The organism is Rhodoferax sp. LB1P47 (assembly GCF_056521445.1).
The window spans coordinates 22749-46734 of sequence record NZ_JBWMAU010000012.1 but is presented as its reverse complement, the minus strand read 5'-3'; the positions used below and the strand labels follow the sequence as shown (position 1 = coordinate 46734).

18 protein-coding genes, 1 tRNA gene and 1 pseudogene are annotated in these 23986 nt (G+C 63.9%); 14 read left to right on the top strand and 6 right to left on the bottom strand.

Going from position 1 to position 23986, the window contains the following annotated elements; translation table 11 throughout:
* Positions 1 to 90 precede the first annotated feature (90 nt).
* From AC0969_RS13970 to AC0969_RS13950, 5 genes and pseudogenes are all read left to right on the top strand, one after another.
* A pseudogene (locus AC0969_RS13970) lies at positions 91 to 873 on the top strand (thiolase family protein); the annotation flags it as partial.
* Positions 874 to 954: 81 nt separating this feature from the next.
* The gene (locus AC0969_RS13965) at positions 955 to 1350 is read left to right on the top strand and encodes a hypothetical protein (protein WP_479624836.1); all 396 of its coding nucleotides are present in this window, start codon (positions 955 to 957) and stop codon (positions 1348 to 1350) included.
* A gap of 3 nt (positions 1351 to 1353) precedes the next feature.
* Complete coding sequence (locus AC0969_RS13960; RefSeq protein ID WP_479624752.1) at positions 1354 to 2592, top strand: thiolase family protein; 1239 nt, start codon at positions 1354 to 1356, stop codon at positions 2590 to 2592.
* Positions 2593 to 2679: 87 nt separating this feature from the next.
* A complete protein-coding gene (locus AC0969_RS13955; RefSeq protein WP_479624751.1) occupies positions 2680 to 4254 on the top strand; it encodes an acyl CoA:acetate/3-ketoacid CoA transferase in 1575 nt (524 codons plus the stop codon).
* Positions 4255 to 4402: 148 nt separating this feature from the next.
* Positions 4403 to 4612, top strand: a complete 210-nt coding sequence (locus AC0969_RS13950) for a tyrosine-type recombinase/integrase (protein ID WP_479624750.1) — start codon at positions 4403 to 4405, stop codon at positions 4610 to 4612.
* A 110-nt stretch (positions 4613 to 4722) separates the two neighbouring features.
* Here the strand turns inward: AC0969_RS13950 and AC0969_RS13945 are convergent.
* Positions 4723 to 4798, bottom strand: a tRNA-Lys gene (locus AC0969_RS13945).
* Positions 4799 to 5073: 275 nt separating this feature from the next.
* Here AC0969_RS13945 and AC0969_RS13940 point away from each other — a divergent pair.
* From AC0969_RS13940 to AC0969_RS13915, 6 genes are read left to right on the top strand one after another with little or no spacing between them, the layout of a single operon-like run.
* Positions 5074 to 6024: a PfkB family carbohydrate kinase gene (locus AC0969_RS13940; RefSeq protein ID WP_479624749.1), complete on the top strand. Its 951-nt coding sequence runs from the start codon at positions 5074 to 5076 to the stop codon at positions 6022 to 6024.
* Positions 6021 to 6491, top strand: a complete 471-nt coding sequence (nudB, locus tag AC0969_RS13935; RefSeq protein ID WP_479624748.1) for a dihydroneopterin triphosphate diphosphatase — start codon at positions 6021 to 6023, stop codon at positions 6489 to 6491. The genes AC0969_RS13940 and nudB overlap by 4 nt, the downstream gene beginning before the upstream one ends.
* Before the next feature lie 27 nt (positions 6492 to 6518).
* On the top strand, positions 6519 to 6941 hold the full coding sequence (locus AC0969_RS13930; RefSeq protein ID WP_479624747.1) for a hypothetical protein: 423 nt from the start codon (positions 6519 to 6521) through the stop codon (positions 6939 to 6941).
* An 11-nt stretch (positions 6942 to 6952) separates the two neighbouring features.
* Complete coding sequence (locus tag AC0969_RS13925) at positions 6953 to 8302, top strand: SulP family inorganic anion transporter (protein ID WP_479624746.1); 1350 nt, start codon at positions 6953 to 6955, stop codon at positions 8300 to 8302.
* 2 nt (positions 8303 to 8304) lie between these two features.
* Positions 8305 to 9663 carry a hypothetical protein gene (locus AC0969_RS13920; RefSeq protein WP_479624745.1) on the top strand — a complete coding sequence of 453 codons (1359 nt, stop codon included), beginning with the start codon at positions 8305 to 8307 and terminating at the stop codon, positions 9661 to 9663.
* 12 nt (positions 9664 to 9675) lie between these two features.
* Entirely contained in the window at positions 9676 to 10446 is a 771-nt protein-coding gene (locus AC0969_RS13915) for a hypothetical protein (RefSeq protein ID WP_479624744.1), read from the top strand.
* 10 nt (positions 10447 to 10456) lie between these two features.
* Here AC0969_RS13915 and AC0969_RS13910 read toward each other — a convergent pair whose 3' ends face one another.
* The gene (locus AC0969_RS13910; protein WP_479624743.1) at positions 10457 to 12130 is read right to left on the bottom strand and encodes a caspase family protein; all 1674 of its coding nucleotides are present in this window, start codon (positions 12128 to 12130) and stop codon (positions 10457 to 10459) included.
* A gap of 149 nt (positions 12131 to 12279) precedes the next feature.
* Here AC0969_RS13910 and AC0969_RS13905 point away from each other — a divergent pair, with 149 nt between their 5' ends.
* Both AC0969_RS13905 and clsB read left to right on the top strand, forming a co-directional pair.
* The gene (locus AC0969_RS13905; RefSeq protein WP_479624742.1) at positions 12280 to 13008 is read left to right on the top strand and encodes an endonuclease/exonuclease/phosphatase family protein; all 729 of its coding nucleotides are present in this window, start codon (positions 12280 to 12282) and stop codon (positions 13006 to 13008) included.
* 5 nt (positions 13009 to 13013) lie between these two features.
* Positions 13014 to 14240 (top strand): cardiolipin synthase ClsB, encoded by a 1227-nt coding sequence (gene clsB, locus AC0969_RS13900; RefSeq protein ID WP_479624741.1) that lies wholly within the window; start codon positions 13014 to 13016, stop codon positions 14238 to 14240.
* A 51-nt stretch (positions 14241 to 14291) separates the two neighbouring features.
* Here the strand turns inward: clsB and AC0969_RS13895 are convergent, their stop codons facing one another.
* Together AC0969_RS13895 and AC0969_RS13890 are read right to left on the bottom strand one after the other, a co-directional pair.
* Positions 14292 to 16220 carry a methyl-accepting chemotaxis protein gene (locus AC0969_RS13895; RefSeq protein WP_479624740.1) on the bottom strand — a complete coding sequence of 643 codons (1929 nt, stop codon included), beginning with the start codon at positions 16218 to 16220 and terminating at the stop codon, positions 14292 to 14294.
* 271 nt (positions 16221 to 16491) lie between these two features.
* Entirely contained in the window at positions 16492 to 17379 is an 888-nt protein-coding gene (locus tag AC0969_RS13890; RefSeq protein ID WP_479624739.1) for a DMT family transporter, read from the bottom strand.
* Between the two features lie 447 nt (positions 17380 to 17826).
* On the opposite strand from AC0969_RS13890, the gene AC0969_RS13885 reads away from it, so the two are divergent.
* Entirely contained in the window at positions 17827 to 19905 is a 2079-nt protein-coding gene (locus tag AC0969_RS13885) for a sensor domain-containing diguanylate cyclase (RefSeq protein ID WP_479624738.1), read from the top strand.
* A 43-nt stretch (positions 19906 to 19948) separates the two neighbouring features.
* Here the strand turns inward: AC0969_RS13885 and xdhB are convergent, their stop codons facing one another.
* Positions 19949 to 22306: a xanthine dehydrogenase molybdopterin binding subunit gene (gene xdhB / locus AC0969_RS13880; protein WP_479624737.1), complete on the bottom strand. Its 2358-nt coding sequence runs from the start codon at positions 22304 to 22306 to the stop codon at positions 19949 to 19951.
* The gene (xdhA, locus tag AC0969_RS13875; protein WP_479624736.1) at positions 22303 to 23751 is read right to left on the bottom strand and encodes a xanthine dehydrogenase small subunit; all 1449 of its coding nucleotides are present in this window, start codon (positions 23749 to 23751) and stop codon (positions 22303 to 22305) included. Before xdhA ends, xdhB begins: the two co-directional genes overlap by 4 nt.
* Between the last annotated feature and the right edge of the window lie 235 nt (positions 23752 to 23986).

Here is a 23986-nt window from a genome sequence, read left to right as displayed (position 1 = left end):
AATTATGGTTATCAAAAATAACTAAAACAAGTGAATTTCGGGGCTCAATACTAGGTGCTTTCCCTAGACTTGTGAGGCTTCAATTTGATTATGATAAATAATCAAATTTGCCAACTTTTGCCGATTGGCGGCGCAAGGAAATCCATGTCTGCTTTCATTCCCTACGGAATTTACTGGTCTACACCGTTTGCCAAATGGCAGGGCGCGTTGGCCAATTTGAACGCCTTGCCGCTGGCCGCCACGGTGGGCAAGCAAGCCCTGGCCGCCCGTGGCTATGACACGGCGCAGATCGACCTGGCTATTCTGGGCATCACCAATCCGCAAAAAGGCAGCTTCTATGGCCTGCCCTATGTCACCGGCCTGATGGGCATCGACCGCGTGGCCGGCCCCACCGTCCAGCAAGCCTGCGCCACCAGTGTGCGGGCCCTGCAAATGGCCGCGCAGGAAGTGCAGTGCGGCACCGCTACCAGCGCACTGCTGGTGATGGCCGACCGCCAGTCCAACGGCCCGGTGCTGTACTACCCCGATGCCAGCGCCCCCGGTGGCAACGGCATCAGCGAGCACTGGGTGCTGGACAACATGGGCCATGACCCGTATGCCAAAAAACCCATGCTGCAAACCGGCGAAAACGTGGCTGCGCGTTACGGCATCAGCACCGCCGAGCAGCACGCGGTAAAGCTGCACCGCTACACCCAGTACCTGCAAGCGCTGGCCGATGACCGGGCTTTTCAAAAGCGCTACATGGTGGACGCGCCCATTTTCGACTCCAAGTTCCGCAAGCAAACTGGCGTGCTCAGTGCCGATGAAGGTATCTTCCCCACCACCGCAGAGGGGCTGGCGAAATTGAAGCCTGTCAAAGAAGGCGGCACGGTGACCTTTGGCGGCCAAACCCACCCGGCGGACGGCAATGCCGGGGCCATCGTCACCACGCGCGACTTGGCGCGGGCGGCATCGGTGAATCCACATATCGAGATCGAAATCCTGGGCTTCGGCCAGGCCCGCGTTGAGCCCGGCTACATGCCGATGGCCCCGTCGCCCGCCGCTTTTAACGCCCTCAAAAATGCCGGGCTGTCAATAACCGACATCCACGCCATCAAAACCCACAACCCCTTCGCGGTGAACGACATCGCGCTGGCCCGCGACACCGGTTTTGCGTGGGAAAAGATGAACAACTTTGGCAGCTCCATCATCTGGGGCCACCCGCAAGCCCCCACCGGCCTGCGCGCCATCATCGAGCTGATCGAAGAGCTGGTGCTGCGCGGCGGCGGCGTGGGCCTGTTCACCGGCTGCGCTGCGGGTGACAGCGGTTTTGCCACCGTGCTGCGCGTGACCGACAGCCGCAAGGGATAAACCATGAACAACTTTTCAGCAAAATTAGACGCGTGGATCGTGGACGGCGTGCGCACGCCGCTGGTGGACTACTGCGGTCCGCTGGGCGGCGTGTCGCCCACCGACATGGGCATCAAGGTGGCCCGCTCCGTGTTCGCCCGCAGCGGTGTGTCGGCGGCGGATGTGGATTCGGTGATTACCGGCTCCATGGCGCAGGCCGACTTCGATGCTTTTGTGCTGCCGCGCCACATCGGCCTGTATGCGGGCGTGCCCATCGCCACCCCAAGCATCCTGGTGCAGCGCATTTGCGGCACCGGTTTCGAGCTGTTCCGCCAGGCCGCCGACCAGATCACCCTGGGCTATGCCGAGCTGGCGCTGGTGGTCGGCACCGAGTCCATGACGCGCAACCCGATCGCCGCCTACACCCACCGCAGCGGCTTCAAACTGGGCGCGCCGGTGGAGTTCAAAGACTTTTTGATCGAAGCCCTGACCGACACCGCAGGCCCGGTCACCATGATCGAGACGGCCGAGAACCTGGCCAAAAAATACGGTATCACCCGGGCCGATGTGGACGCGTTTGCGGCCCTGTCATTCGAGCGTGCGCTCAAAGCCCAGGCCGAGGGCTTTTTTGCTGGTGAAATCGTGCCGGTTGTCAGCGAGAAATTTGCGCTCGACGGCTACGCCACCCGGGGTATCCAGCTGCCGCGCAAGGTCACCCAGTTAGACCACGACACCCATCCGCGTCCCTCGCCCATCGAGGCCCTGGCGGGTCTGCGCAGCGTCTACCCCGGCGGCGTGCAAACCGCAGGCAACAGCTCGGCCCTGGTGGATGGGGCGGTGGCCGCGCTGGTCGCCAGTGGTGCCTATGTGCGTAAAAACGGTTTGCAACCCTTGGCCCGTTTGCGCGGTGCCGCCGCCGTGGGCGTGCCGCCCGAGCTGATGGGCATCGGCCCTGCGCCCGCCATCCGCGCCCTGCTGGAGCGCTGCGGCCTGCAACTGCAAGACATCGGCCTGTTTGAGATCAACGAAGCCCAGGGCGCGCAAACCCTTGCGGTGGAACGCGAACTGGGCCTGGACCGCGACAAGCTAAATGTCAACGGCGGCGCAATTGCGCTGGGCCACCCGCTGGCAGCGACCGGCGTGCGCCTCACCATCACCCTGGCCCGCGAACTGCGCCGTCGCGGCCTGCGCTACGGCATCTCGTCCGCCTGCGTGGGCGGCGGCCAGGGCATGGCCTTGCTGATCGAAAACCCAGAGGCTTGAGATTTTTAAGCCAAATAAGGCTGTAGCGCATATTCCATATGCGCAAGCAGCTATCAAATAAATAGTAATTAACGCAACAAGGCTTCCATGCAAATCATCACCGCGACCGAAGCAGGCGCACTCATCCCTGACAACGCCACCATCTTCCTGGGCGGCCTGGCCGTGACCAGCCTGCCTGAAGAGGTGCTCAAAGGCGTGGAGCAGACCTTTCTGGCCACCGGCCACCCGCGCAGCGTCACCACCTGGGCCTGCGGGGCCATTGGCAACAGCAAGGACGCAGGCATGGTCCATTTCGCCCACCCCGGCATGCTCAAGCGCACCGTGGCGGGCCACTTCGGCCAGACCGGCGCGGAGATGATGAAGATGGTGTTTGCCGGCGAGGTCGAGGCCTACAACTTCCCGCAAGGCAGCTTGTCGCACCTGACGCGCCACATCGCCAGCCGCAGCCCCGGCCTGCTGACCAAGGTGGGCCTGGGCACTTTTGTGGACCCGCGCCTCGAAGGCGGCAAGCTCAACAGCCAGTCCACTGAAGACTTGGTCAAGCTGGTCGAATTTGCGGGCGAAGAATGGCTGTTTTACCCCTGCCCCAAGATCGACGTGGCCATCATCCGGGGCACGCTGGCCGATGAAAACGGCAACATCACGCTCGACAAAGAAGGCATGCTGCTGGAGCAGATCAACATCGCCCACGCGGCCAAAGCCTGCGGCGGCATCGTCATCGTGCAGGTCGAGCGCATCGTGCAAACCGGCAGCTTGCACCCCAAGTCGGTGAAGATCCCCGGCGTGTCGGTGGACTACGTGGTGGTCAGCCAGCCGCAGAACCACATGCAAACCATCGCCACCCAGTTCAACCCCGCGCTGTGCGGCGACGTGCGCGTGCCGGTCAACTCGCTGGAGCCGATGGCGCTGGACGAGCGCAAGGTCATCGCCCGCCGCACCGCGATGGAGCTGACCCCCGGCGCCATCACCAACCTGGGTATCGGCATCCCCGCCGGTGTGCCGTCGGTGGCGGCCGAAGAAGGCGTGGCCGACCAGCTCACCCTGAGCATCGAGAGCGGCATCACCGGCGGCATCCCCGCGCAGCTGGGCGACTTTGGCGTGGCCTACAACGCCGAGGCCATCATCGAGCAGTCGCTGCAATTCGACTTCTACGACGGCGGCGGCCTGGATGCCAGCTTCCTGGGCTTGGCCCAAGCCGACAACTGGGGCAACGTGAATGTGAGCAAGTTCAACGGCCGCCCGGTCGGCTGCGGCGGCTTCGTCAACATCACCCGCGCCACCAAGAAGCTGGTCTTCTGCGGCACCTTCACTGCGGGCGGCCTGGAGGTGAAAGTAGCCGACGGTCAGCTCACCATCGTCAAAGAGGGCAAGTCGCGCAAGTTCATCGAAAAGGTCGAGCAGATCACCTTCAACGGCCATGACGCAGCCGTGCGCCAGCAAGAAGTTTTGTTCGTCACCGAACGCGCCGTGTTCCAACTGACCACCGACGGCCTGGAGTTGACCGAGATCGCGCCGGGTGTGGATTTGGAGCGGGATGTGCTGGCGCACATGGGCTTCAAGCCGATCATGCGGAATGTGAAGGTGATGGACGCGGGGCTGTTCAGCGCGCAGTGGGGGGGGCTGGCGAAGGCGATGGCTTCGAGGGCTGCGCGGGGGGAGTAGCGCCTGCGGCGGCCCAGTTAAAGTGGACCCCGCCGTCAAGACAATATTGCAGTTAAGGCAACGCTGAATAAGTCCCCACCTGGCGCGTGACATGCATGGCAACCTTCATCAACCGTAAGGCAATAATGATGAAGCAACAAACCCTGACATGGGGGCCGACCAAGAAGCAGGATTCGCGCAGCACCAACAGCACACCTTTGCAAGCCATTTCATGATTAACGGCGGGAATATGCTTGCACTGCAAAAAGTGCTTGGTCATCAAAGCCTAACGATGGCGATGCGCTATGCCCATTTGTCCCCCGAAAACTTGCAAGAAACGCGGCATCTCAACCCGTTGGCTAGCCTTGGCATTGCGTAAGACTTAACCACACCTCGTTGCACGTTGACGTTCTGTTGATACTTTTCAAAAAACCCATAAAAAAAGCACTTAGGCTTTTGGCCTAAGTGCTTGATTTATTTACTTAAAAGTGGTGGGTCCTGACAGATTCGAACTGTCGACCTACGGATTAAGAGTCCGCTGCTCTACCAACTGAGCTAAGAACCCACTTTAAAAATGGTGCTGTTTTGTGAATAATTTCACTCTAGCAAGCCCGCTATTATGCACTAACTTCATAGCGTTTCTGGGTTTTTATGCGCTATTTGGCGTTGTGCTGGCTCTCGAAAAAACAAGGATGCGCATCTTTTTATAGCGACTTGTGCAAATTGCACATGCGTTAGATGCATTTTCTGTCTGCGTTAAACCATCCATCTGCCCGCTTGTAAGCGAAGGCATGGGCCACAATGCGCCTACACCGAGCGGCGTGGATGACTGGGGACACTATGGGTGAAATTTGGGGCGTGGACGGTAGCAACCCAGGCGGTCATCGGTATGGCCCCCGGATCGGCATGGTCGGGCATGCTGCCTTGGACCATTGTTTTGACATAGCGGAATTTCCGCAGCTGCCTACCAAAACCCCGGCCCAGCGCTACCGCATGGTGTCAGGGGGAATGGCTGCCAACGCGGCCATTGCGGCGACGCGGCTGGGGGCACGGGTTGGCCTGTTTGGGGCAGTGGGCGATGACGAGGCCGGACAGTTTTTGGTCCACCGCGTACACAGTCTGGGGGTCGATTGCACGGGGCTGCAACGGGTGCCTGGAGCCAGCTCGTCGATCTCGGCGGTAGTGATTGATGCGCAGGGCGAGCGCCAAATTTTCAACTGCCGGGGTGATGCGTTGCGCAAGGCCATGCCTATTGATGTGGTCGGCCTGTTGGGGGTGGATGTGGTACGGGTCGATCCGCGCTGGATGGCGGGCGCGTTGGCTGCCTTGCACTGGGCTCGGTCGGCACATGTGCTGAGCGTGCTGGACGGCGATGTGTCGCCCCAAGACGATCTGCGGGCCCTGAGCGCGCTGGCCGACTGGTCGGTTTTTTCCGAATATGGTTTGGCTGCGTTCGCGCCGGGCGAGTCGATTGCAGCCGCTTTGCAATGTGCGCTGGATGCCGGCACCCAGGTAGCGGTGGTCACGTTGGGCGCACAAGGCGTGCGCTGGATGCGGCGCGGCGGCGCGTTGCATAGTCTGGATGCGTTTGCGGTGAAGGCTGTGGACACCAACGGTGCGGGCGATGTGTTCCATGCCGCTTTGGCGCTGGCCTTGGCGCAGGGCCAGGGCGACTTAGGCGCAATACGCTTTGCCGCAGCCGCTGCGGCGCTGAAGTGCCAACGCACGGGGGGCGCAGGCAATGGTCCCGATCGCTTGGAGTTGGACCAGTTTCTGGCCACGCACCGTTGAGTGCTTTCAAAATCCCCGAGTCGGTGCTGGTGCTTATCCACACCGCTGCGCTGGACGTGCTGCTGATCCACCGGGCCGATGCCGATGGGTTTTGGCAATCTGTCACCGGCAGCAAAGATACGCTGGACGAGGATTTTCGCGATACTGCTGCCCGCGAGGTGGCAGAAGAGACTGGAATCCAAGCCTTGCCGAGCCAATTGCGCGACTGGCAGCTGGAAAATATCTACACCATTTACCCCCAGTGGCGGCACCGTTATGCCCCGGGTGTACTGCAAAACCGAGAGCATCTTTTCAGCCTGCAAGTGAGCGCCGCAACACCTGTCGTATTGAGCCCACGCGAACATACGGCTTACCAATGGTTGCCGTACCATGCGGCGGCGCAGGCTTGTTTTTCACCTTCTAACGCCGAGGCGATTTTGATGTTGCCCCGCTTTGTATCGCGTGCATCGGGACTTCATAATTCATAGCTATTACCGCCCTACATACCTGCATCCATGCCCGATTCCACTGATAAACCTGCTCCGCTCAGTCTGCACGCCCTTAGTGCCTTTTTTGCCAGCCATGCCTGGCTCAGCCTGTTCACTATGCTGATGCTGCTGGGCCTGGCGGGCGGCCTTGGCAAATACACCGCCCGGCTGGCTCCTGCTGCCAGCACGCCGGCCACCGCCGGCACCCGCAGCCTGGGCGGGGCTGCAACGCCCACCTGCGGCCAGGTGCTGGTGCTGTGGGACGGGGCTGCCACCCTCAAGCAAGCCACGCAGGTGCTGCAAAGCGTGGATGCGGTGGTGGTCTACGGCCCGAACGAGAACGGCGCTTTTGAGCTGCGCGTGCCTCGCGACGAGGCTCGCCGCATTGCCCAGGCGCTGGAGACTTCGCCTGTCGTGCGCATGGCCAGCGTGCAGCCCGCCTGCCTCTAGGGACCGCCGTGATGTCTGGTTTTTCGCAAGGCGCGCACCGTCTCTTGGGCGACGGCATGGCGGGCGTGCTGACCGCCGTGGTGTTTTATGCCGAGTACCTCAGCTTGGGGGCCACGCTGGGCAGCCACCTGGCCGGGGTGGGCAAAGACGCCGCCACCGCCACGGGTAGCCTGCTGGTGCTGGGCGCGGTGTGGATGGCCTGCCTCAGCGCCGTGCTGCTGTGCCTGTCCAAACCCCTGTTGGCCGGGCCCCGGGCGGCCTCCATGCTGCTGATGGTGGGGGGGCTGGGCTGGGTCAAAGCGCATGTGGACAACCCGCTGTTGTTGCCCACGGTAGGCACGTTGGGGCTGGGTCTGATGCTGTGTGTGGCCGCAGGCGTGCAGTTGCTTGGCCTGCTGCCGAGGGTGCGCGCCGGGGTGCGCGCCATGCCGACGGCCTTGGCCAAAGGATTTTTGTTCGTCACGGCTGTCGGCATCGTGGCGGGCATGGTGGAGAAACAACTGGGCGCGTGCCTACAGTTCAGCTTCTGGCCCACCGTGGTCGTGTATGCGGTCAGCGTGGGCGTGGCCTTGGGCTGGGCCGCCTGGGTGGGGCGGCAAACCGGCAGGCTACTGGCGCTTAAGGTGGCATCCTTGCCGGTGGGCATGGGAGTGGCGTGGCTGGGGTACGCACTGTTTCTGCCTGGTGCCAGCAGCGCCAATGGCTGTGGCCGCCTGGGGGTACTGGGCTTGCAATGGAGCACCCTGGCGGACCGCATTCCGGCGTGGCCGCAGGCGCAGGCCGCGTGGCTGGGCATGGGTACGCTGGACTGGGTGGTGCTGGCGGCCATCGGTGTCGGCATGGGCCTGGTGCAGTTGGTAGAAACGCTCACCGCGCTCGACAGTGTGCAAAGCACCCAGGAAGCCCCCCACCTGTGGCCGCGCTACATCGCCGCCAGCGCGCTGGCCAATCTACTGTGCGCACCCTTGGGGCTGGCGTGCAGTGCCTGGTCGGGCTCGCGCAGCACGGCCGCAGCACACAGTTTTGGCACCGGGCGGTATGCAGTGCTTTTTCATGCGCTAGCGCTTCTTCTGATTGCCTCAGTAGCTTCTGATTTGATAGCGAAGCTGCCCTTGCTGGCGGTGGCCGTGGCCTTGACGATGGTGGCCGTGCAAATGATCGACCCCGACACCGAAGTCAAAGTCTGGACCCCTGGCTACATCCCCACCGGCGCACCCGCAAATGCCCACGCGGTATGGCTATTCTGGGGAGTGGTCGGGGTGGGATTCGCCACCGGCACGGCCCTCTACGGTTTGCTGGCGGGGGCGGTGGTGGCGTGGGGAATGGTGCAGGTGGCGCAGATGAAGCGGATAGGTGCTTGACGATGAAAATACAGACCGTGCGGGAAAAATTACGGAGCATTTTGTTCACCACCATGTGGCTGGCGGGGGTCTTGCTGGTGGCCGAGCACCAGGGCTGGCTGGACGGCCTGGACAACCTGATGTTTGCCAATGCCGTCGACACGGCCGAGCCTGCGGCCTCGGCAGAGCAGGGCGACACCGTGGCGTTGCTGGTGTCGCGGGAGCTGTTTGAAACCGCCTTGCGCGAACGCAGTCCCCTGGACCCGCGTGTGTTGGACCAGATCGTGCGGGGCATTGCCGACAGCCGCCCAACGCAGTTGGCGATTGACCTGGACCTCTCCCCGTCGCCCAGCGATGCCGACCTGCCCGGTGCCGAGGCAGCGCGGGCCAGTGTGCTGCACTACCTGCAGGCGATGGCCAGCCAGGGAACCCGGGTGTTGGTGGTCTTGCCCGGCGTGTCCGCCACCCCGGCCGAGCAGGCGCGCAAGGCGCAGTGGGCTGGTACGGTATGCCAGGCGGGCGTGGAGCTGGCCGACACCAGCCTGGGCCTGTCGCACACGCCAGCGGGTCTGAGCTTGTTGAAGTACGTGGCCGAGTTGCCCTCGCTGGGCGTGCTGATGGCCGAGCGCGGGCGAGCGGGCCTGTGTGCCAGCCGCAATGCCGACGGCAGCCTGCCCACACTGATGCTGTCGCCCAACGGTGCGGCGGCCTCGGTGATGAACGCCAGCCACTCTGAAGACCGGGTGCGCATCAACTTCAAGGGCTTTAATGCCACCCGCGTGCTCACACTCACCACGCTGGACGACATCGCCCAGCTACCGCAGCGGCTGGCCCTGGCCCAGGCCCGCACCGTGCTCCTGGCCGGGGCCTACAGCGCGGCAGACTCCTTTATGCTGCCCAATGGGCGGCAGGTCACCGGGGCCGAGGTGCATGCCGCCGTGGCCTTCAGTGAAGCCCATCCGGTGCAGGCCCAGCATGCCCTGGCCTACCTGATTGATCTGGTGGTGGGGTGCTGCGTGGGGCTGGTGCTTGAGCTGCTGTGGCACGCGTACCAAAAAAGCCACCTTGTCTACGTCAAGGCGGCCTGCCTGGGAGGCGCATGCCTGACGATTGCGCTTCCAATCCTGCTGTTGTGGTTCTTCATGGCGCAGATGCTGGCCGCCGATCTGTGGATGAATGCCGTCCCCCTTGTCATTGGCTTGGCGATCCACGGAATCATGGAAACCTTGCACTCCGACCACGCAGCCCCAGCGTTGGTGGGGGGCGAAAAAATGCTGGAAATCGGGGTTCAAAAAACCTGGCTGGGCTTGCGCTGGGGCCTGCTGCTGTGGGGCTTGTATCTGTTCGTCATGGCCGTATATCACCTCTTTCTCGTGCATTGACTGGAGCCCACCATGCAGCCCTTCACCCGCCCCGCCGTTGCCATCACACTGGGTTTGCTGTGCATGGGCCCGTTGTTTGCCGTCACTTGCGTGGCCTACCCCGCCGGGCGCACCGTGCTGGAGATCGCCGGGCGCAGCCTGGAGCTGCCTGCCGCCAAAGAGCTGGAGCCCTGTGCGGGCCGGGTGGCCCAGGGGCAGTTGGTGGTGGTGGTGCGCGGGGCCAATGGCCAGACCCAGACCCGCGAGTTCCGCCAGGGCGATGCGTTTGATGCCGCTGTGGTGGGCGTGGCCCGGCCCGGCAAATTGCTGGCCGCCGTGCTGCTGGGCGACTTTGTGGCCCGCCCGGGCTACAGCCGGGGTGCCCTGGACCACCCCGAGGCCTTGGGCCTGCCGGTAGGAGATATTGTGTGGCCCGCGCAGGGGCTGGCGATCGGCCCGGTCAAAGCCCTGCTGGAGGCGGGCTACGACCAGCTCAAGCTGCTGTCGTCTGCCCCGACAACCGTGCTGTGGTCGGCCCGGCTGGATGCCGCCATGCCGGTGATTCCCGCCAGCGTGCTGCAAGCCAATGGCCGCTACACCTGGACCCTCAGCGGCACGGTAGGCGTGCAAGAGGGGGTGTTCCATGTGCTGGATGCGCAGCGCCAAGCCGAGCTGCTGGCCCAACTGCCGCCCGCCACGGCCACCGGGCTGGGGCCGCAGGTGCAGGCGATTGGCCAGTTGATGGATGCCGAACTGATGTTTGATGCGGTGCAGCGCCAGCGCGCCCTGGCCCGCAGCCGCTGACCGTGCCGCCCTACGGCGTGGCCGAGAAGTAGAAGTCCCCCGTCAGCGCAGAGTTCTCCCACGGGGTTTGCTTGCTGCCGGTTTCCTTCAGCACGCTTTCGCGCACGCGCTTGAACACGTCTTCAATCTTGCGGTTGGGAACCTGCATTTCTTTCAGCAAATTCTTGGTGTAGGGGCTGTTGCGGCCCGTACCGTCCTGGGCGGTGGTGCCGGGCGCGGTGGCAAACGCCACGATGCTGCCCCGGGGCGCGTTGATGGTGGCCAGGCCCGCCTGGTCGGCGGCACCGCGCGATCCCGAGTTGAACGGGTTGTTGCGGCAGGCATCCAGAATGATGATGGACAGGCGCGGGTTGCGGTCGTCCAGGCGGCGCAGGATGGACATGTCCATGTCGATCGCCTCGGTACTCAGGTCGGAGGCGGTTTCAATGCGGGCATCCACCGGCAGCAGGTAGTTGATGCCGCGCGACTGTACGCCGTGCCCGGCATAGAAGATCAGCGCGGTGGAGTTGTCGCGAATCTTCAGCTCGAAGCTGCGCACCGCCTGGGTGATTTGCTCACGGGTGCCGTCGGTCACACGCAGCACCTCAAAGCCCTTTTGTTTGAGCGCCGCCTCCATGTCCTGGGCATCGTTGGCGGGGTTGCGCAGCACCGCCAGGTTGCGGTATTTGGCGTTACCAATCACCAGTGCGATGCGGTGCTCGCCTTGCACCTGGGCCTTTTGGGCGCTAGTCAGGGTCTGGTCTTTCAGGCCGGGGGCTTTGCTGGCCGTGGGGGCTACCGGCTCGGGGCCAATGCCGCGCACCTTGTTTACGTCTTTTACATGCACGCTGACCCTGGCCAGGGCTTCGGTGATGGTGGGCGTGGGCTGGGTGGTCAGGCTGTCGGCGGTTTTATAGAAATCCACCGCCTCCCACAAACGGCCCCGCGACTCCTGGCATAGGCCCATGCTGTAGGTCAGGGCCACGGACTGTTTGTTCTGCTCGTATAGCTCGCCAAACTGCTCACAGGCGCGGTCCATGCGGTTGGCCTTGGCAAAGGCCAGCGCGCCCTTGAAGCGCTCTTGCGCCGGGGCAGGCAGGGCATCGGGCGCTTCGATCAGCTTGACGGCCAGCGTCTGCTCGGTGGCGATCAGTGATGCGCGGATCTGCTCCAGTACCTTGCTATAGGCCATGCCCAGCAGGCTGGAGCCATCGGGCAGGGCTTTGCCTAGCTCGTTTTGGCACACCGTCGCCTCCTGGGTTTCGCCCAGGGTCTTGCCCCACACAGTGCGCTGGTCGCGCGCATCGCTGACCCGCATGGCCACGGTGAAGTTGGCGCTGCGCTTGGTGCAGTAGGTGGTGACGGTGCGGAATTCTTTGCACTGCTTGATGCCCAGAATTTTTTTGTCGCCCTGCACCGCGCATTCCTGGCTGGGCTGGGTGAAGGATTGGTCGCTCCAGCCCGCGTTGGTGATCTCGCCGCCCACGATGGCATCCACCACCACGCCTTTGGCCCGGCCCAAGACCTGGTCATACGGCACGGTTTTTACCAGCGCCTGCTCGCCTACGCGGGTGCTGGCCAGCGCAGTGTCGATGTCGCGGGTGATTTGGTTGCCATAGTTGCCGGCAAAAGGCCGCACGGTGTAGGCCTTGTATTTCACGGCATCATCAAACGCAGGGGCCTTGAGCACACTGATATTGACCACAGGTGTGGTCAGACAGCCCTGCAAAGTCGATAGCAATACAAGCCCGGTCAATAAGTGCAAAGGTCGAAAAACATGTATGTTCATGCGGTCATGTTACGGGATATTTCTGGCCCGCCCGGCAGGCGCAGCGGGTGGCTTACCATGCGCCCATGACCATCCTCCGCGTTGCTACCTACAACATCCACAAAGGCGTGCAGGGCCTGGGGCCGACCCGGCGGCTGGAAATTCACAACCTGGGGCACGCGGTGGAGCAGCTGGATGCCGACATTGTTTGCCTGCAAGAGGTGCGCAAGCTCAACCGCAGCGAGCAAAAATACTTCACCCGCTGGCCCGATCTACCGCAGGCCGACTACTTGGCCCCCGAGGGCTACGAGGCGGTCTACCAGACCAACGCTATTACCCGCCATGGCGAGCACGGCAATGCCTTGCTGTCGCGTTGGCCGGTGGTGTGGCACAAGCACGAGGACATGTCGGACCACCGCTTCGAGCAGCGCGGCCTGCTGCACGTGCATGTACTGGTGCACGGCCAGCCGATCCATGTGATCGTGGTGCACTTGGGGTTGATACCCGCCAGCCGCGCGCGCCAGGTGCAGCAGTTGGCCACCTACATTGCCCGCGATGTGCCACCCGACGCGCCCCTGCTCGTGGCGGGCGATTTCAACGACTGGGGCAGCCAGATGCGCCACGCGTTGAACCGTATCCACATGCACGCGTTCGACAAGCCTGGCGTGCGCACCTACCCCTCGCGCCTGCCGCTGGCGCAGCTCGATTACGTGTACGCACGCGGCATGAAGCCGGTGGGGCTGGAAGTGCCGCGCGGGCGCATTTGGTGGCGCATGTCAGACCACCTGCCGCTGCTGGCCGAGTTTGCGCTGTAAGCCGCATGCCACGCTCCCGCCCCCGCCTGCGCAGTGGCCACAGCTTGGATTTACTGGAAGGTAGCCGCGACCTTTTTCCTTCGCTGATTGCGGCCATCGACGCGGCGCAGCATGCAGTGCGGCTGGAAACCTATATTTTTGACTGCACCGGCGCAGGGGGTGCGGTTGCCGAGGCTTTGGTACGGGCCGCCCAGCGCGGAGTGCCGACGTGCGTAGTGGTGGACGGCCTGGGCACCGGGACGCTGCCCCAAGAGTGGCGTGAGCGCTTGGCCGCTGCTGGCGTGCAGTGGCGGGTGTATTCCCCCGTAAACATGCTGGCGCTGCTGCTGCCCACGCGCTGGCGGCGGCTGCACCGCAAGCTGTGCGTTGTCGATAGCGGGTGGGATGGTGCGGTGGCGTTTTGCGGTGGTATTAACATCCTGGACGACTTCCACGACCCCAACTTCGGTGCCCTGGATGCGCCGCGCTTTGACTTTGCGGTGCGCGTCACCGGCCCGATCGTGGGGCATATCGATACCACCATGCAGGTGCTGTGGCGGCGGCTACAGGCCGTGCGCGACCTGCGCCAGCACAAGCTGCAAGAGGCAGTACAGACCTATTTGTCGACCAAGTCCCGCAGTGTAGATGCTCCTAAAATAGTAGCTACTACCGCAGTATCTACAAGCGCTGCACTCGTTTTACGTGATAATTTACGCAGCCGCACCCGGATCGAGCGTGCCTATCTGCGGGCCATCGGCGCGGCGCAGCACGAGATCATCATTGCCAATGCCTACTTCGTGCCTGGCTTTCGCCTGCGCCAGGCCCTGGTGGCGGCCGCCGGGCGCGGTGTGCGGGTGCGCTTACTGTTGCAAGGCAAGTACGAATACTTCATGCAGTTCTATGCGGCGCGGCCGGTGTACGGCGTGCTGCTGGGCGCGGGCGTGGAGATTTTTGAATACGCCCCCAGCTTTTTGCATGCCAAGGTGGCGGTGGTCGATGGCCACTGGGCCACGGTGGGGTCCAGCAACCTTGACCCTTTGAGCCTGCTGCTGGCCCGCGAGGCCAATGTGGTGGTGGAAGATACCGCCTTTACCGCCACTCTGCGCCACCGCCTGCTGCGGGCGATGGAGGAGGGCGGCCAGCCCATGGACCCGGCCACCTACGCCGCCCGCCCGCTACGCCAGCGCGGCCTGGAGTACCTGGCCATGCTGGTGATGCGGCTGGCCTTGCTGGTCACTGGCAAGCGCTATTGACGTGAAACAACTTTCATGGCTCGGGCTGCTCTGCACCCGAATCCATGAAAGTTAGACCAGCTTGAACACCGCCACAGCCTGCGCCAGCCGTTCGGCCTGGTCGCGCAGGCTTTCGGCGGCTGCGGCAGACTGTTCGACCAGCGCAGCGTTTTGCTGGGTCATCTGGTCTAGCTGGCCCACGGTGCTGTTGACCTGGCCGATACCGTCCGACTGCTCGGCGGCGGCGGCGGTGATCTCGCCGATGGTGTCGCTGACCCGCTTTACCGAGCTGACGATTTCATCCATCGTGGTGCCAGCGTTCTGCACCAGCTTGGAGCCGGATTCGACCTTGTCTACCGATGCACCGATCAGTATCTTGATCTCTTTGGCCGCCTCGGCGCTGCGCTGCGCCAGGTTGCGCACCTCGCTGGCTACTACTGCAAAGCCGCGCCCTTGCTCACCGGCGCGGGCTGCTTCCACGGCGGCGTTCAGCGCCAGGATATTGGTTTGGAAAGCGATGCCGTCGATCACGCCGATGATGTCGGCGATTTTTTTGGAACTCTGGTTGATGTCGGTCATGGTGGCGACCACTTCGCCCACCACCGAACCGCCACGCGCTGCCACGGCGGCGGCGGATGCGGCTAGCTGGTTGGCCTGGCGTGCCGAGTCGGCCGACTGCTGCACCGTGCTGGTGAGCTGCTCCATGCTGCTGGCGGTGCGCTGTAGGCTGCTGGCGGTTTGCTCGGTGCGCACGCTCAGATCTTGGTTGCCGCTGGCGATTTCGGCGCTGGCCGTGCCAATGCTTTCCACGGCCGAGCGGACCTGCGACAAGACTTGCAAGTAGCGCTGGCGCATGCCTTCCACCTCGTTCACCAGTGCGCCGATTTCATCGTTGCGCTGGGTGTGGAAAGCCTGGGTCAAGTCGCCGTGGGCTACGGCCGTGACGGCCACTGTCAGCTCTGCCAAAGGCATGCTGACCGTGCGGCGAACCAGCACATACAGGCCTACGCCCAGCAGCAGGGTGGTGCCGGCCAGCAGGCTCCAGATGACGGTCATGTTGCGCCAGTAGTCGGCCATGGATTCGCTCTCGGAGACCTCGGCCACCAGCCAGCTGTTGCCAGCGGCAGTTTTGCGCATCACGGCCCAGGTGTCGGTGGACGGGTTGCCCAGCAGCGTGTAGGCCTTGCGCACATAGCCGTCGGGGGCGGTGGACAGGGCGGTCAAAAAGCCTTCTGCCTGGGGAAACGCCTCCAGCACTTTTTTACCCTTGGCCGTAGGGTGGATGTTGAATTTGGCATCGGCGATCGGGCCGCGTGCGTCCACAAAATAAATGCCGCCCGAGGCAAAAAATTTCGACTCAGTGACCTGCTTTTCCAGCGCTGTTTGTTGCAGCGAAATGTCGCTACCGACAAAGAAAATACCCACTACCGCTCCGCTGGCATCCTTGATGGGTTCGTAGCGCGTCATGTAAGGCTTGCCAAACAAGACCGCCGGGCCGGTATAGGTCTGGCCGGATTGCAGCAATGCATAGGCCGGGTGGCTACGGTCCAGCAGCGTGCCCATAGCCCGGGCACCATCCTGTTTTTTCAGCGAGGTGGTGACGCGCATGAAGTCGTCGCCCTTTTTGGCAAACACCGTGGCCACGCCACCGGTATCCTTGCTGAACTGGTCTACCGCCGTGAAGTCGTCATTGACCACTTTGCCCTCATTGCTCAGCTCGCCGGTAGCCGGGTCCAGGCTCAGGGCGGCGGCAAAGTCATTGCGGAAGCTCAGGAACGCACGCTGCACAACGTCGCGGTTGATCTGGTCATTGGCATCGGCCACGGCTACAACGCTTTGCACCCGTTCGGTGACGGTGCTCACCATCAAGGCATGGGTACTGCGCTGTTCGATCACGCCAATGGCCACGGCCACGGCCAGCAATACGGCGGCCAATCCGGTCAACGATAGCCAGGCTAGCCGGCGTGCGACCGATGCGCGGGGGGAGGAAGAGAGGGCCATCGAATCGTCCTTGAGTGTGTTTGGAATAGGACTTCCGCAGTGCCGCCTGTGTCGTCTTGTGGGCGCGCAGGGGGGCTTGCGTCAGTCCGGTGTCAGTAAACCTAGGAACCGATGGTAATGCGGTCGGCGTGCATGGGGGTATTCAATTTTTGGGGTGCGTCTGCCTACCCGGTTTTGTGCACAACATCTTTGGAAGGCGGTTCTGTGGGCGCTTTGGCTGCTATGTTTTGTGATGTTTTTTTGCACACTTAACGTGTGCTGGTGGGGCTGCTCACCCGCGTACTTCGGCCGCCATCACCACCGCCAGCCCTGCCAGCATGCTGCCCAGGCCCACCCAGGCACCCAGCGTCGTCTGCTCGTGCAGCACGACCACGGCCAGGCCAAAGGCCACCAGCGGTTCGGCCAGCGCCAGTGTGACCGCTGTGGTGCTAGCCACCCAACGCAGCGCGTAGCTAAACAGCAAATACGCGATGCCGGTGGCGACGATGCCCAGGTAGCCCACCACCAGCACATCGCCGGTCGTGGTGCGCAACGGGCCTGATAGGGCCAGAGCGACCGGCATCGCCACGAGTGCTGCCGTGCCAAACACGCACAGCGTCACCGTGGCGGGCGGGGCTGCCCGGACCAGCCGCTGGTTGAGCACCGCGTAAGCCGCATAGCCCAAGCCCGCCGCCAGACACAGCAGCGTGCCGTGCAGGCTTACTGTGTGGCCGGAGCTGCCGCCCAGCACCATCAGCGCCCCGCCCGTCAACGCCAGCAGCGTGCCCAGCCACCAGGCCGGGCGCGGTAGTTGGCGCGTCAACAGCCACTGCAAAACGCCCGCCCACACCGGCCCGCTGCCCAGCGCCACGGCCGTGCCAATGGCGACACCACTGGCTTTGACCCCGGCAAAAAACGCCAGGTTGTAGCCCGCAATGCAGCCCCCCGCCAACAGCACCGGGCCCCAGGCGAGCTGGCGCAGGTCGCCCGCCCAGCGGCTGCGCGGCACGGTCAGTAGCCCGTAGACGGCGAAGAAGGCCGCCGCCACCAGCAGCCGCAGTGCGCCGATCCAATATGCCGATACCCCTGGCGGGGCGAGGCTCTGCGCCGTGCCGGTGGTGCCCCATAGAACGGCGGCGGCCAACACCATCAGGCTGCCTAAAAGAGTTTTGTTGTGCATGTACCGATGGTAGGCGGGCGCTGGCACTGTGGCCTGGTGCTTGCCGTTGTAACCGCGTACATCTTTTGGGTGTTTGAAAAACATGCTAAAGCGCACCATAAATACAAGACTGACGTGAAAGAAACCTGCAATAAAACCCTCAAAATAGGTATTTATGCACGAATTGGTGTTCTTCCGCTATGCAGTCAGAGTGCATCCGGTAAGAATCAATTGGTTACAAGTTGAAGGGATAGCTGCTGCGACCAGAATGGATGGGGAGGTGGATGGCCTTGTCGATGGGATAACGCAAACCAAACAGGACTTACGCAAGCCCTCCTGCACGGCCCAAGGGCGGCACAGGGGGCGTTGCGTAAGTCCTCACAAAAAAAAGACATGATAAGCCCCACGCCCACCGTTGAAAGATCCTTTCGGCTCGCCGCACTCCAGCGGTTTTCTTGGCGTTGGTGCTTGCAGGCCACTGGCATGCTGAAGGTGCGGATCTTGTTGGTGGCCGTGGTGTCCGCACTGCTGTCGGGCGCGGCCTCTAGCTACTTCATGGCCTTTGAGAGCGAGCAGGTGGTGCGCAATAGCTTTAGCCAGCAGCAGCAAGATGCGGTCTACCTGGTGGCGGATCTGGTCGATACCCGGCTGCGGCGCATGCAGTCGAATCTGCGTTTGCTGGCCTCGGAAGTCACCCCTGCGCTGCTGGCCCAGCCCGCCACCCTGGCCCAGTTGCTGCGCAACCGCCCGCTGGCGCTGGAGCAGTTTTTGGCCTTGCAGCTGGTGCAGCCCGATGGCCAGGTGCTGGCCACTGCCAGCCTGACGCCGCAAGACGTGCCAGGCAATGACTTCATCCACCAGAAAGCGTTTCAGGCCACGCTGGCCACCGGGACCACCGGCGTGACGGAGCCGGTGCTCAGCCTGGTCACCCGGCAGCCCGTGGTGGTGGTCACCGTGCCGGTACGGGGCCCGGATGGCCGCACCGTGGCACTGCTGGCGGGTAGCGTGTCGCTGCATGCGGCCGACGTGCTGCCGGTGGCCGTGTCCACGCTGGGCGAGTATTCGGCGGTGCTGATCGTCTACAGCCAGGCCGGGACGGTCTTGTCGCACCCGGATGCCCAGCGCCGCATGCAAAGCGTGGACGACGAGCCCGGCTTGGGCACTGTCATCGCCCAGGGGCGTGCCAGCGGCTCGGCAGACCTGCCGCATTACCTGGTGGCTACCGCCGATGTGCCCGCTGCTGGTTGGACAATAGCCCGCATCACCGCCGCCGACTACGCCCTGGCACCGCTGCGCCAGGTCCACGCCCGATCCTGGCTGGTGGTGCTGGGCATCATGGGCATTTGCGCGGTTTTTTCTACGCTGTTGATTGCCAACATCGTCCGGCCCATCACCCAGCTGCGCGACCGGGCCCAACTGCTGCTGGGGGCGGGGCACACGGTACGGGACGACTGGCCCCGTGCGCGCGGCGAGATTGGCCAGCTGGTCCAGGTGTTTCGCCACGTCATGAAGGAGCGGGGCCGGGCCCAGGTGGCCCAGAACGCCATGGTCGAGCAGCTCATGGCGATTTTGAAAAACTCGCCCGTCGGCATCGTCATCACCCGGAACAGCCGCTTCGAGCTGGTGGGCAGCCACGCCAATTACCTGTTTGGCTACCCCGAGGGCGAGCTGCTGGGGCTGGATGCGGGCGTGATCTATCCCTCGCCAGAAGCCTATTTGGCGGTGGGCGAACGCTACCGTGCGGCCTTTAAAACCCAGGGCTCGTTTGACGGCGACGTGCAAATGCGGCGCAAAGACGGCAGCAGCCTGCTGGTGCGCATGCGCGGGCGCGGCGTGATCGACGGCGACCCCAGCGCCGGGGTGATCTGGATCTTGAACGACGTGACCGCCGCCCGCGCCCGCATCGACGAATTGGCATGGTCTGCCACCCACGACAGCCTAACCCAACTGGTCAACCGCCGCGACTTCGAGGCCCGGCTGGCCGACGCTGTCGAGCTGGTCAACCAACCCCAGTCGCGCCACACCGACCATACCGACTGCTGCGCCATGTTCATCGACCTGGACTACTTCAAAGCCATCAACGACGCAGCCGGCCATGCCGCTGGCGACGAAGTGCTGCGCCAGATGGCCCGCCTGCTCGAATCCCATGTGCGCCAGAGCGACACCGTAGCCCGCCTGGGCGGTGACGAATTCGCCATCCTGCTGCCCGGCTGCACTCTGGGCCGGGCGCAAAAAATTGCCGAACAGGTGCGTGCCGGAGTGGACGCGTGGCGCATGGACTGGCGTGAATCTGCTTTCCGCTTGGGGGCCAGCATTGGCGTGGTGCAGCTCAGCCCCGCGCTACACGACGTAGCCGCCGTACTGGAAGCCGCCGACAGTGCCTGCTACGAGGCCAAACACCGTGGCCGCAACCGGGTGGTGACGCATGGGGGCAGCCTGGTGGGGTCAGATCCCAATTGCGCGACGGATGCAGACGGGAACGCGCGTGAAGATGGCCCGCATTTGGGCTCTGACCCCTCCGGGCGGTTCTCCGTGACGGACAGTTAAATAGGCCTGTAGCGCAGGTTTTATAAGCGCTAGTAGCTATATTTTATATAGCATTCTTTGTCTGGAGGTGCGTCGGATTTCCCCCCATCCGCAGCGCCCACAGCACGTTCTCTGCCGTGGCCGGTGCCGCCAGTTGCACCACTGCGCCATCGCCCCGTGCCGAGGCAATCGCCTCCTTCAGCGCCTCGAACACGCTGATGGCCAGCATGAACGGGGGCTCGCCCACGGCTTTGCTGCGGAACACGGTGTCCTCGCGGTTTGGCTGCTCCCACAGGTCTACCTTGAAGTGCGCGGGGATGTCGCCGGTGGCGGGGATTTTGTAGGTGCTTGGGGCGTGGGTGCTCAAATATCCCTTGGCGTTCCACACCAGTTGCTCGGTGGTCAGCCAGCCCATGCCTTGCACAAAGCCGCCTTCGACCTGGCCGATGTCGATGGCCGGGTTGATGCTGCTGCCTGCGTCGTAGAGGATGTCGATTTTCAGCACGCGGCTCTCGCCCGTCAGGGTGTCGATGGCCACCTCGGTGCAGGCTGCCCCATAGGCAAAGTAGTAGAACGGGCGGCCCGTCAGCGTGGTTTTGTCGTAGTGGATTTTGGGCGTGCGGTAGAAGCCGTCGCTCCACAGCTGGATGCGGTTGGCGTAGGCCTGCTGCACCACGGCGGCAAACGGGCGGCTGGTGCTGGGGGTGATGACCTGGCCGCCTTTGAACTGCACCGCCCCGGCGCCGCAGCCGTCTAGCCCGGCGGCAAAAGCGGCCAGGTTGTCGCGCACATTGCGGGCGGCGTACTGGGCGGCGCGGCCGTTCAGGTCGGTGCCGCTGCTGGCCGCCGTGGCGGATGCGTTGGGTATCTTGCTGGTGTCGGCCGCCGTGGCCAGCACGCTGGCGAAGGGCACGCCCAGTTCGTCGGCCACGATCTGCGCCACCTTGGTGTTCAGGCCCTGGCCCATCTCGGTGCCGCCGTGGTTCACCTGCACGCTGCCGTCGGTGTAGACATGGACCAGCGCTCCGGCCTGGTTGAACAGCGTGGCGGTGAAGGAGATACCGAACTTCACCGGCGTGATGCTGATGCCGCGCTGGATGACCGGGTTGGCCGCGTTCCAAGCCAAAATGGCCTCGCGCCTAGATGCATACTGCGCAGACTGCTCTAATTTTAAGAGCATGGGGTGCAGGATGTTGTCCTCCACCTCCATTTGGTAATGCGTCATGTTGCGCTGTGCATTGGGCGTGTCGGCTGCGTCGTACAGGTTGTGGCGGCGCACGGCCAGCGGGTCCAGCTTGAGTTGCCGGGCGATCTCGCTGAGGATGGTCTCAATCACGATCACGCCCTGCGGCCCGCCAAAACCGCGAAACGCAGTGTGGCTCTGGGTGTGGGTTTTGACGCGGTACGAGGCGATGTCTACATCGGCCAGAAAGTAGGCGTTGTCTACGTGGAAGACGGCGCGGTCGGCCACCGGGCCGCTGAGGTCGGCGCTGAAGCCGCAGTTGGCCAGCATGGTGAGCTGCAGGCCGCAGACCAGGCCTGCGTCGTCGTAGCCCACGGTGTAGTCGTAGGCGAAGGGGTGGCGCTTGCCGGTGACCATGAAGTCGTCGTCGCGGTCGAAGCGCAGCTTGATGGGGCGGCGCAGCTTGTTCGCCGCCACGGCGGCCCACACGGCCAGGTGCCCGGCCTGGGTTTCCTTGCCGCCAAAGCCGCCCCCCATGCGGCGGCATTCGACCTTGACCGCGTGGTTGGCGATGGCCAGCGCGTGCGACACCCAGTGCTGCACCTCGCCGGGGTGCTGGGTGCTGGAGTAGACCAGCCACTGGCCTTGCTCTTGCGGCAGCACGTAGGCGATCTGGCCCTCCAGGTAGAAGTGCTCTTGGCCGCCCACTTCGAGCTGGCCGGTGAGTCTGTGCGGGGCGCTGGCCAAAGCCGCAGCGGCATCGCCCCGGCGCACAAACACGGGCGGCAGCACATAGCTTTGCGCGGCATGGGCCGCGCGCACGTCCAGCAGGGCGGGCAGGGCTTCGATATCCAGCGTCACGGCGCGGGCGGCGGCGCGGGCCTGCATGGCCGTGTCGGCCACGACCAGGCCGATGACCTGGCCGATGTGCTGCACCCGGTCGCTGGCAAAGATGGGTTCGTCGTGCGAGAACGCGGCCAGCACGGTGTCGCCGGGGATGTCGCTGCTCAACACCACCGCGTGCACGCCGGGCATGGCCAGCGCGGCGGCGGTGTCCACGCCGTTGAGGCGGCCGTGGGCCACGGTGGACAGGATGGGGGCGGCATGCAGCGTGCCGCGCACCTCGGGCATGTCGTCCACGTACTGTGCCGCACCCGCTACCTGGGCGCGGGCGCTTTCGTGCGGCTGGCTGGTGCCGGCGGAGGCGGTCGAAAGTGGGAGTTTGTCAGGGGCGTTCATGCGCAGGCCTCCACGTCGAAAGTGGCCAGGTTGATCTGGGTTTGCCCCTGGCTTTCCAGCCAGAAGCGTTGCAGCAGGTTGCCCATGACTTCGCTTCGATAGGCGGCGCTGGCCCGCATGTCGCTGATGGGCTGGAATTCGGCGCGCAGTGCCGCTGCGGCGGCGTGGGCGGTTGCCAGTGTCCACGGTTGGCCGAGCAGGGCGGCCTGGGTTTGCACGGCGCGCACCGGGGTGGCCGCCACTCCGCCTACGCCGATGGAGGCGGCTGTGACGATGCCATCTTCCACCGTCAGACTCAGCGCCAAACAGATGGCCGAAATGTCATCGTCGAAGCGTTTGGAAATTTTGTAAACACGCATGAACTCGGCCCCTGCATGCGGCACCGTGATCCACGCCAGCACCTCATCCGCCGCCATCACATTGGTGCGGTAGCCGGTGTACAAGTTTTCCAAAGGCAACTCGCGTTCCCCGCGTTGGCTGGCCAGCACCACCGTGGCCCCCAGCGCAATCAGCAGCGGCATCGAGTCGCCAATTGGCGAGCCGTTGGCCACGTTGCCGCCCAGCGTGCCCGAGTTGCGTACCGGCAGCCCGGCAAAGCGGCTGGCAAAGCTGTGCAGTTGCGGGCGGCTGGCGACCAGGGCGGTGAACGCGTCATGCAAGGTGACGGCGGCGCCGATCTGCAAGTGGTCGGCGTGGTGAATCGTTTGGCGCAGCTCGGCCACCTGGGTCACGTCGATCACGCGGTCGAAGTGCTTGTGCATCTTGGTCACCCACAGGCCCACGTCGGTAGCCCCGGCCACGATCTGGGCTTGCGGGTGGGCGGCGCGGGCAGCGGTCAGCTCGGCCAGATTGCGTGGCGAGATATAAGCCAAATCGACCTCTGGCGCAGGACTGATGAGCGCAAGCTGCTCTAAATGTTGTAGCAAGGCGGCCTCGTCGATGCGCACGGTGGGCAGGTGCTCCATCGCCTGGGCGGCATCCAGAATCGGCCGGTAGCCGGTGCAGCGGCACAGGTTGCCGGACAAGGCTTCTTGCGCTGCACTGCGGCTGATGGCCTGGTTGTTTTGGTACATGCCAAACAGGCTCATCACAAAGCCCGGCGTGCAGAAGCCGCACTGGGAGCCGTGGCACTGCACCATCGCTTCTTGCGCCGGGTGCAGGCTGCCGTTGGGCTGGGCGATGTCTTCCACCGTCCATAACGCCATGCCGTTAATGGAGTGGGCCAGGCGGATGCAGCTGTTGATGGCGCGAAAGCGCAGCGTGCCATTTTCGGGTTCGGCCAGCACCACCGTGCAGGCCCCGCAGTCGCCTTCGCCGCAGCCCTCTTTCGTGCCCGTGGCACCGATGTCTTCGCGCAGCACTTGCAGCAGGGTGCGGTCGGGCGGCACGTTGTGCAGGGTGATGGTCTGGCCGCGCCGGATGAAGCGCAGGGGTTGGGTCGTCATGGCGGGTCGGTCCTTGTGGGCAATTCTTGTAGGGATCACATGCAATAGTCGCACCACCCATTTTGGTGCATTGTGCGGCGGATCTAGGCGCGGTTGCCGGTTAGGATACGCGGCGTTTACCGGCTGTGTACGGCCATTGTTCGCAATTTATAGGCGCCTGGCACTGAGCTTGCTGGGGTATTCCAGACGCAGCCAGGGTCTTGCCGGGGTTTACTATTAAAAAAGTAGCTACTTG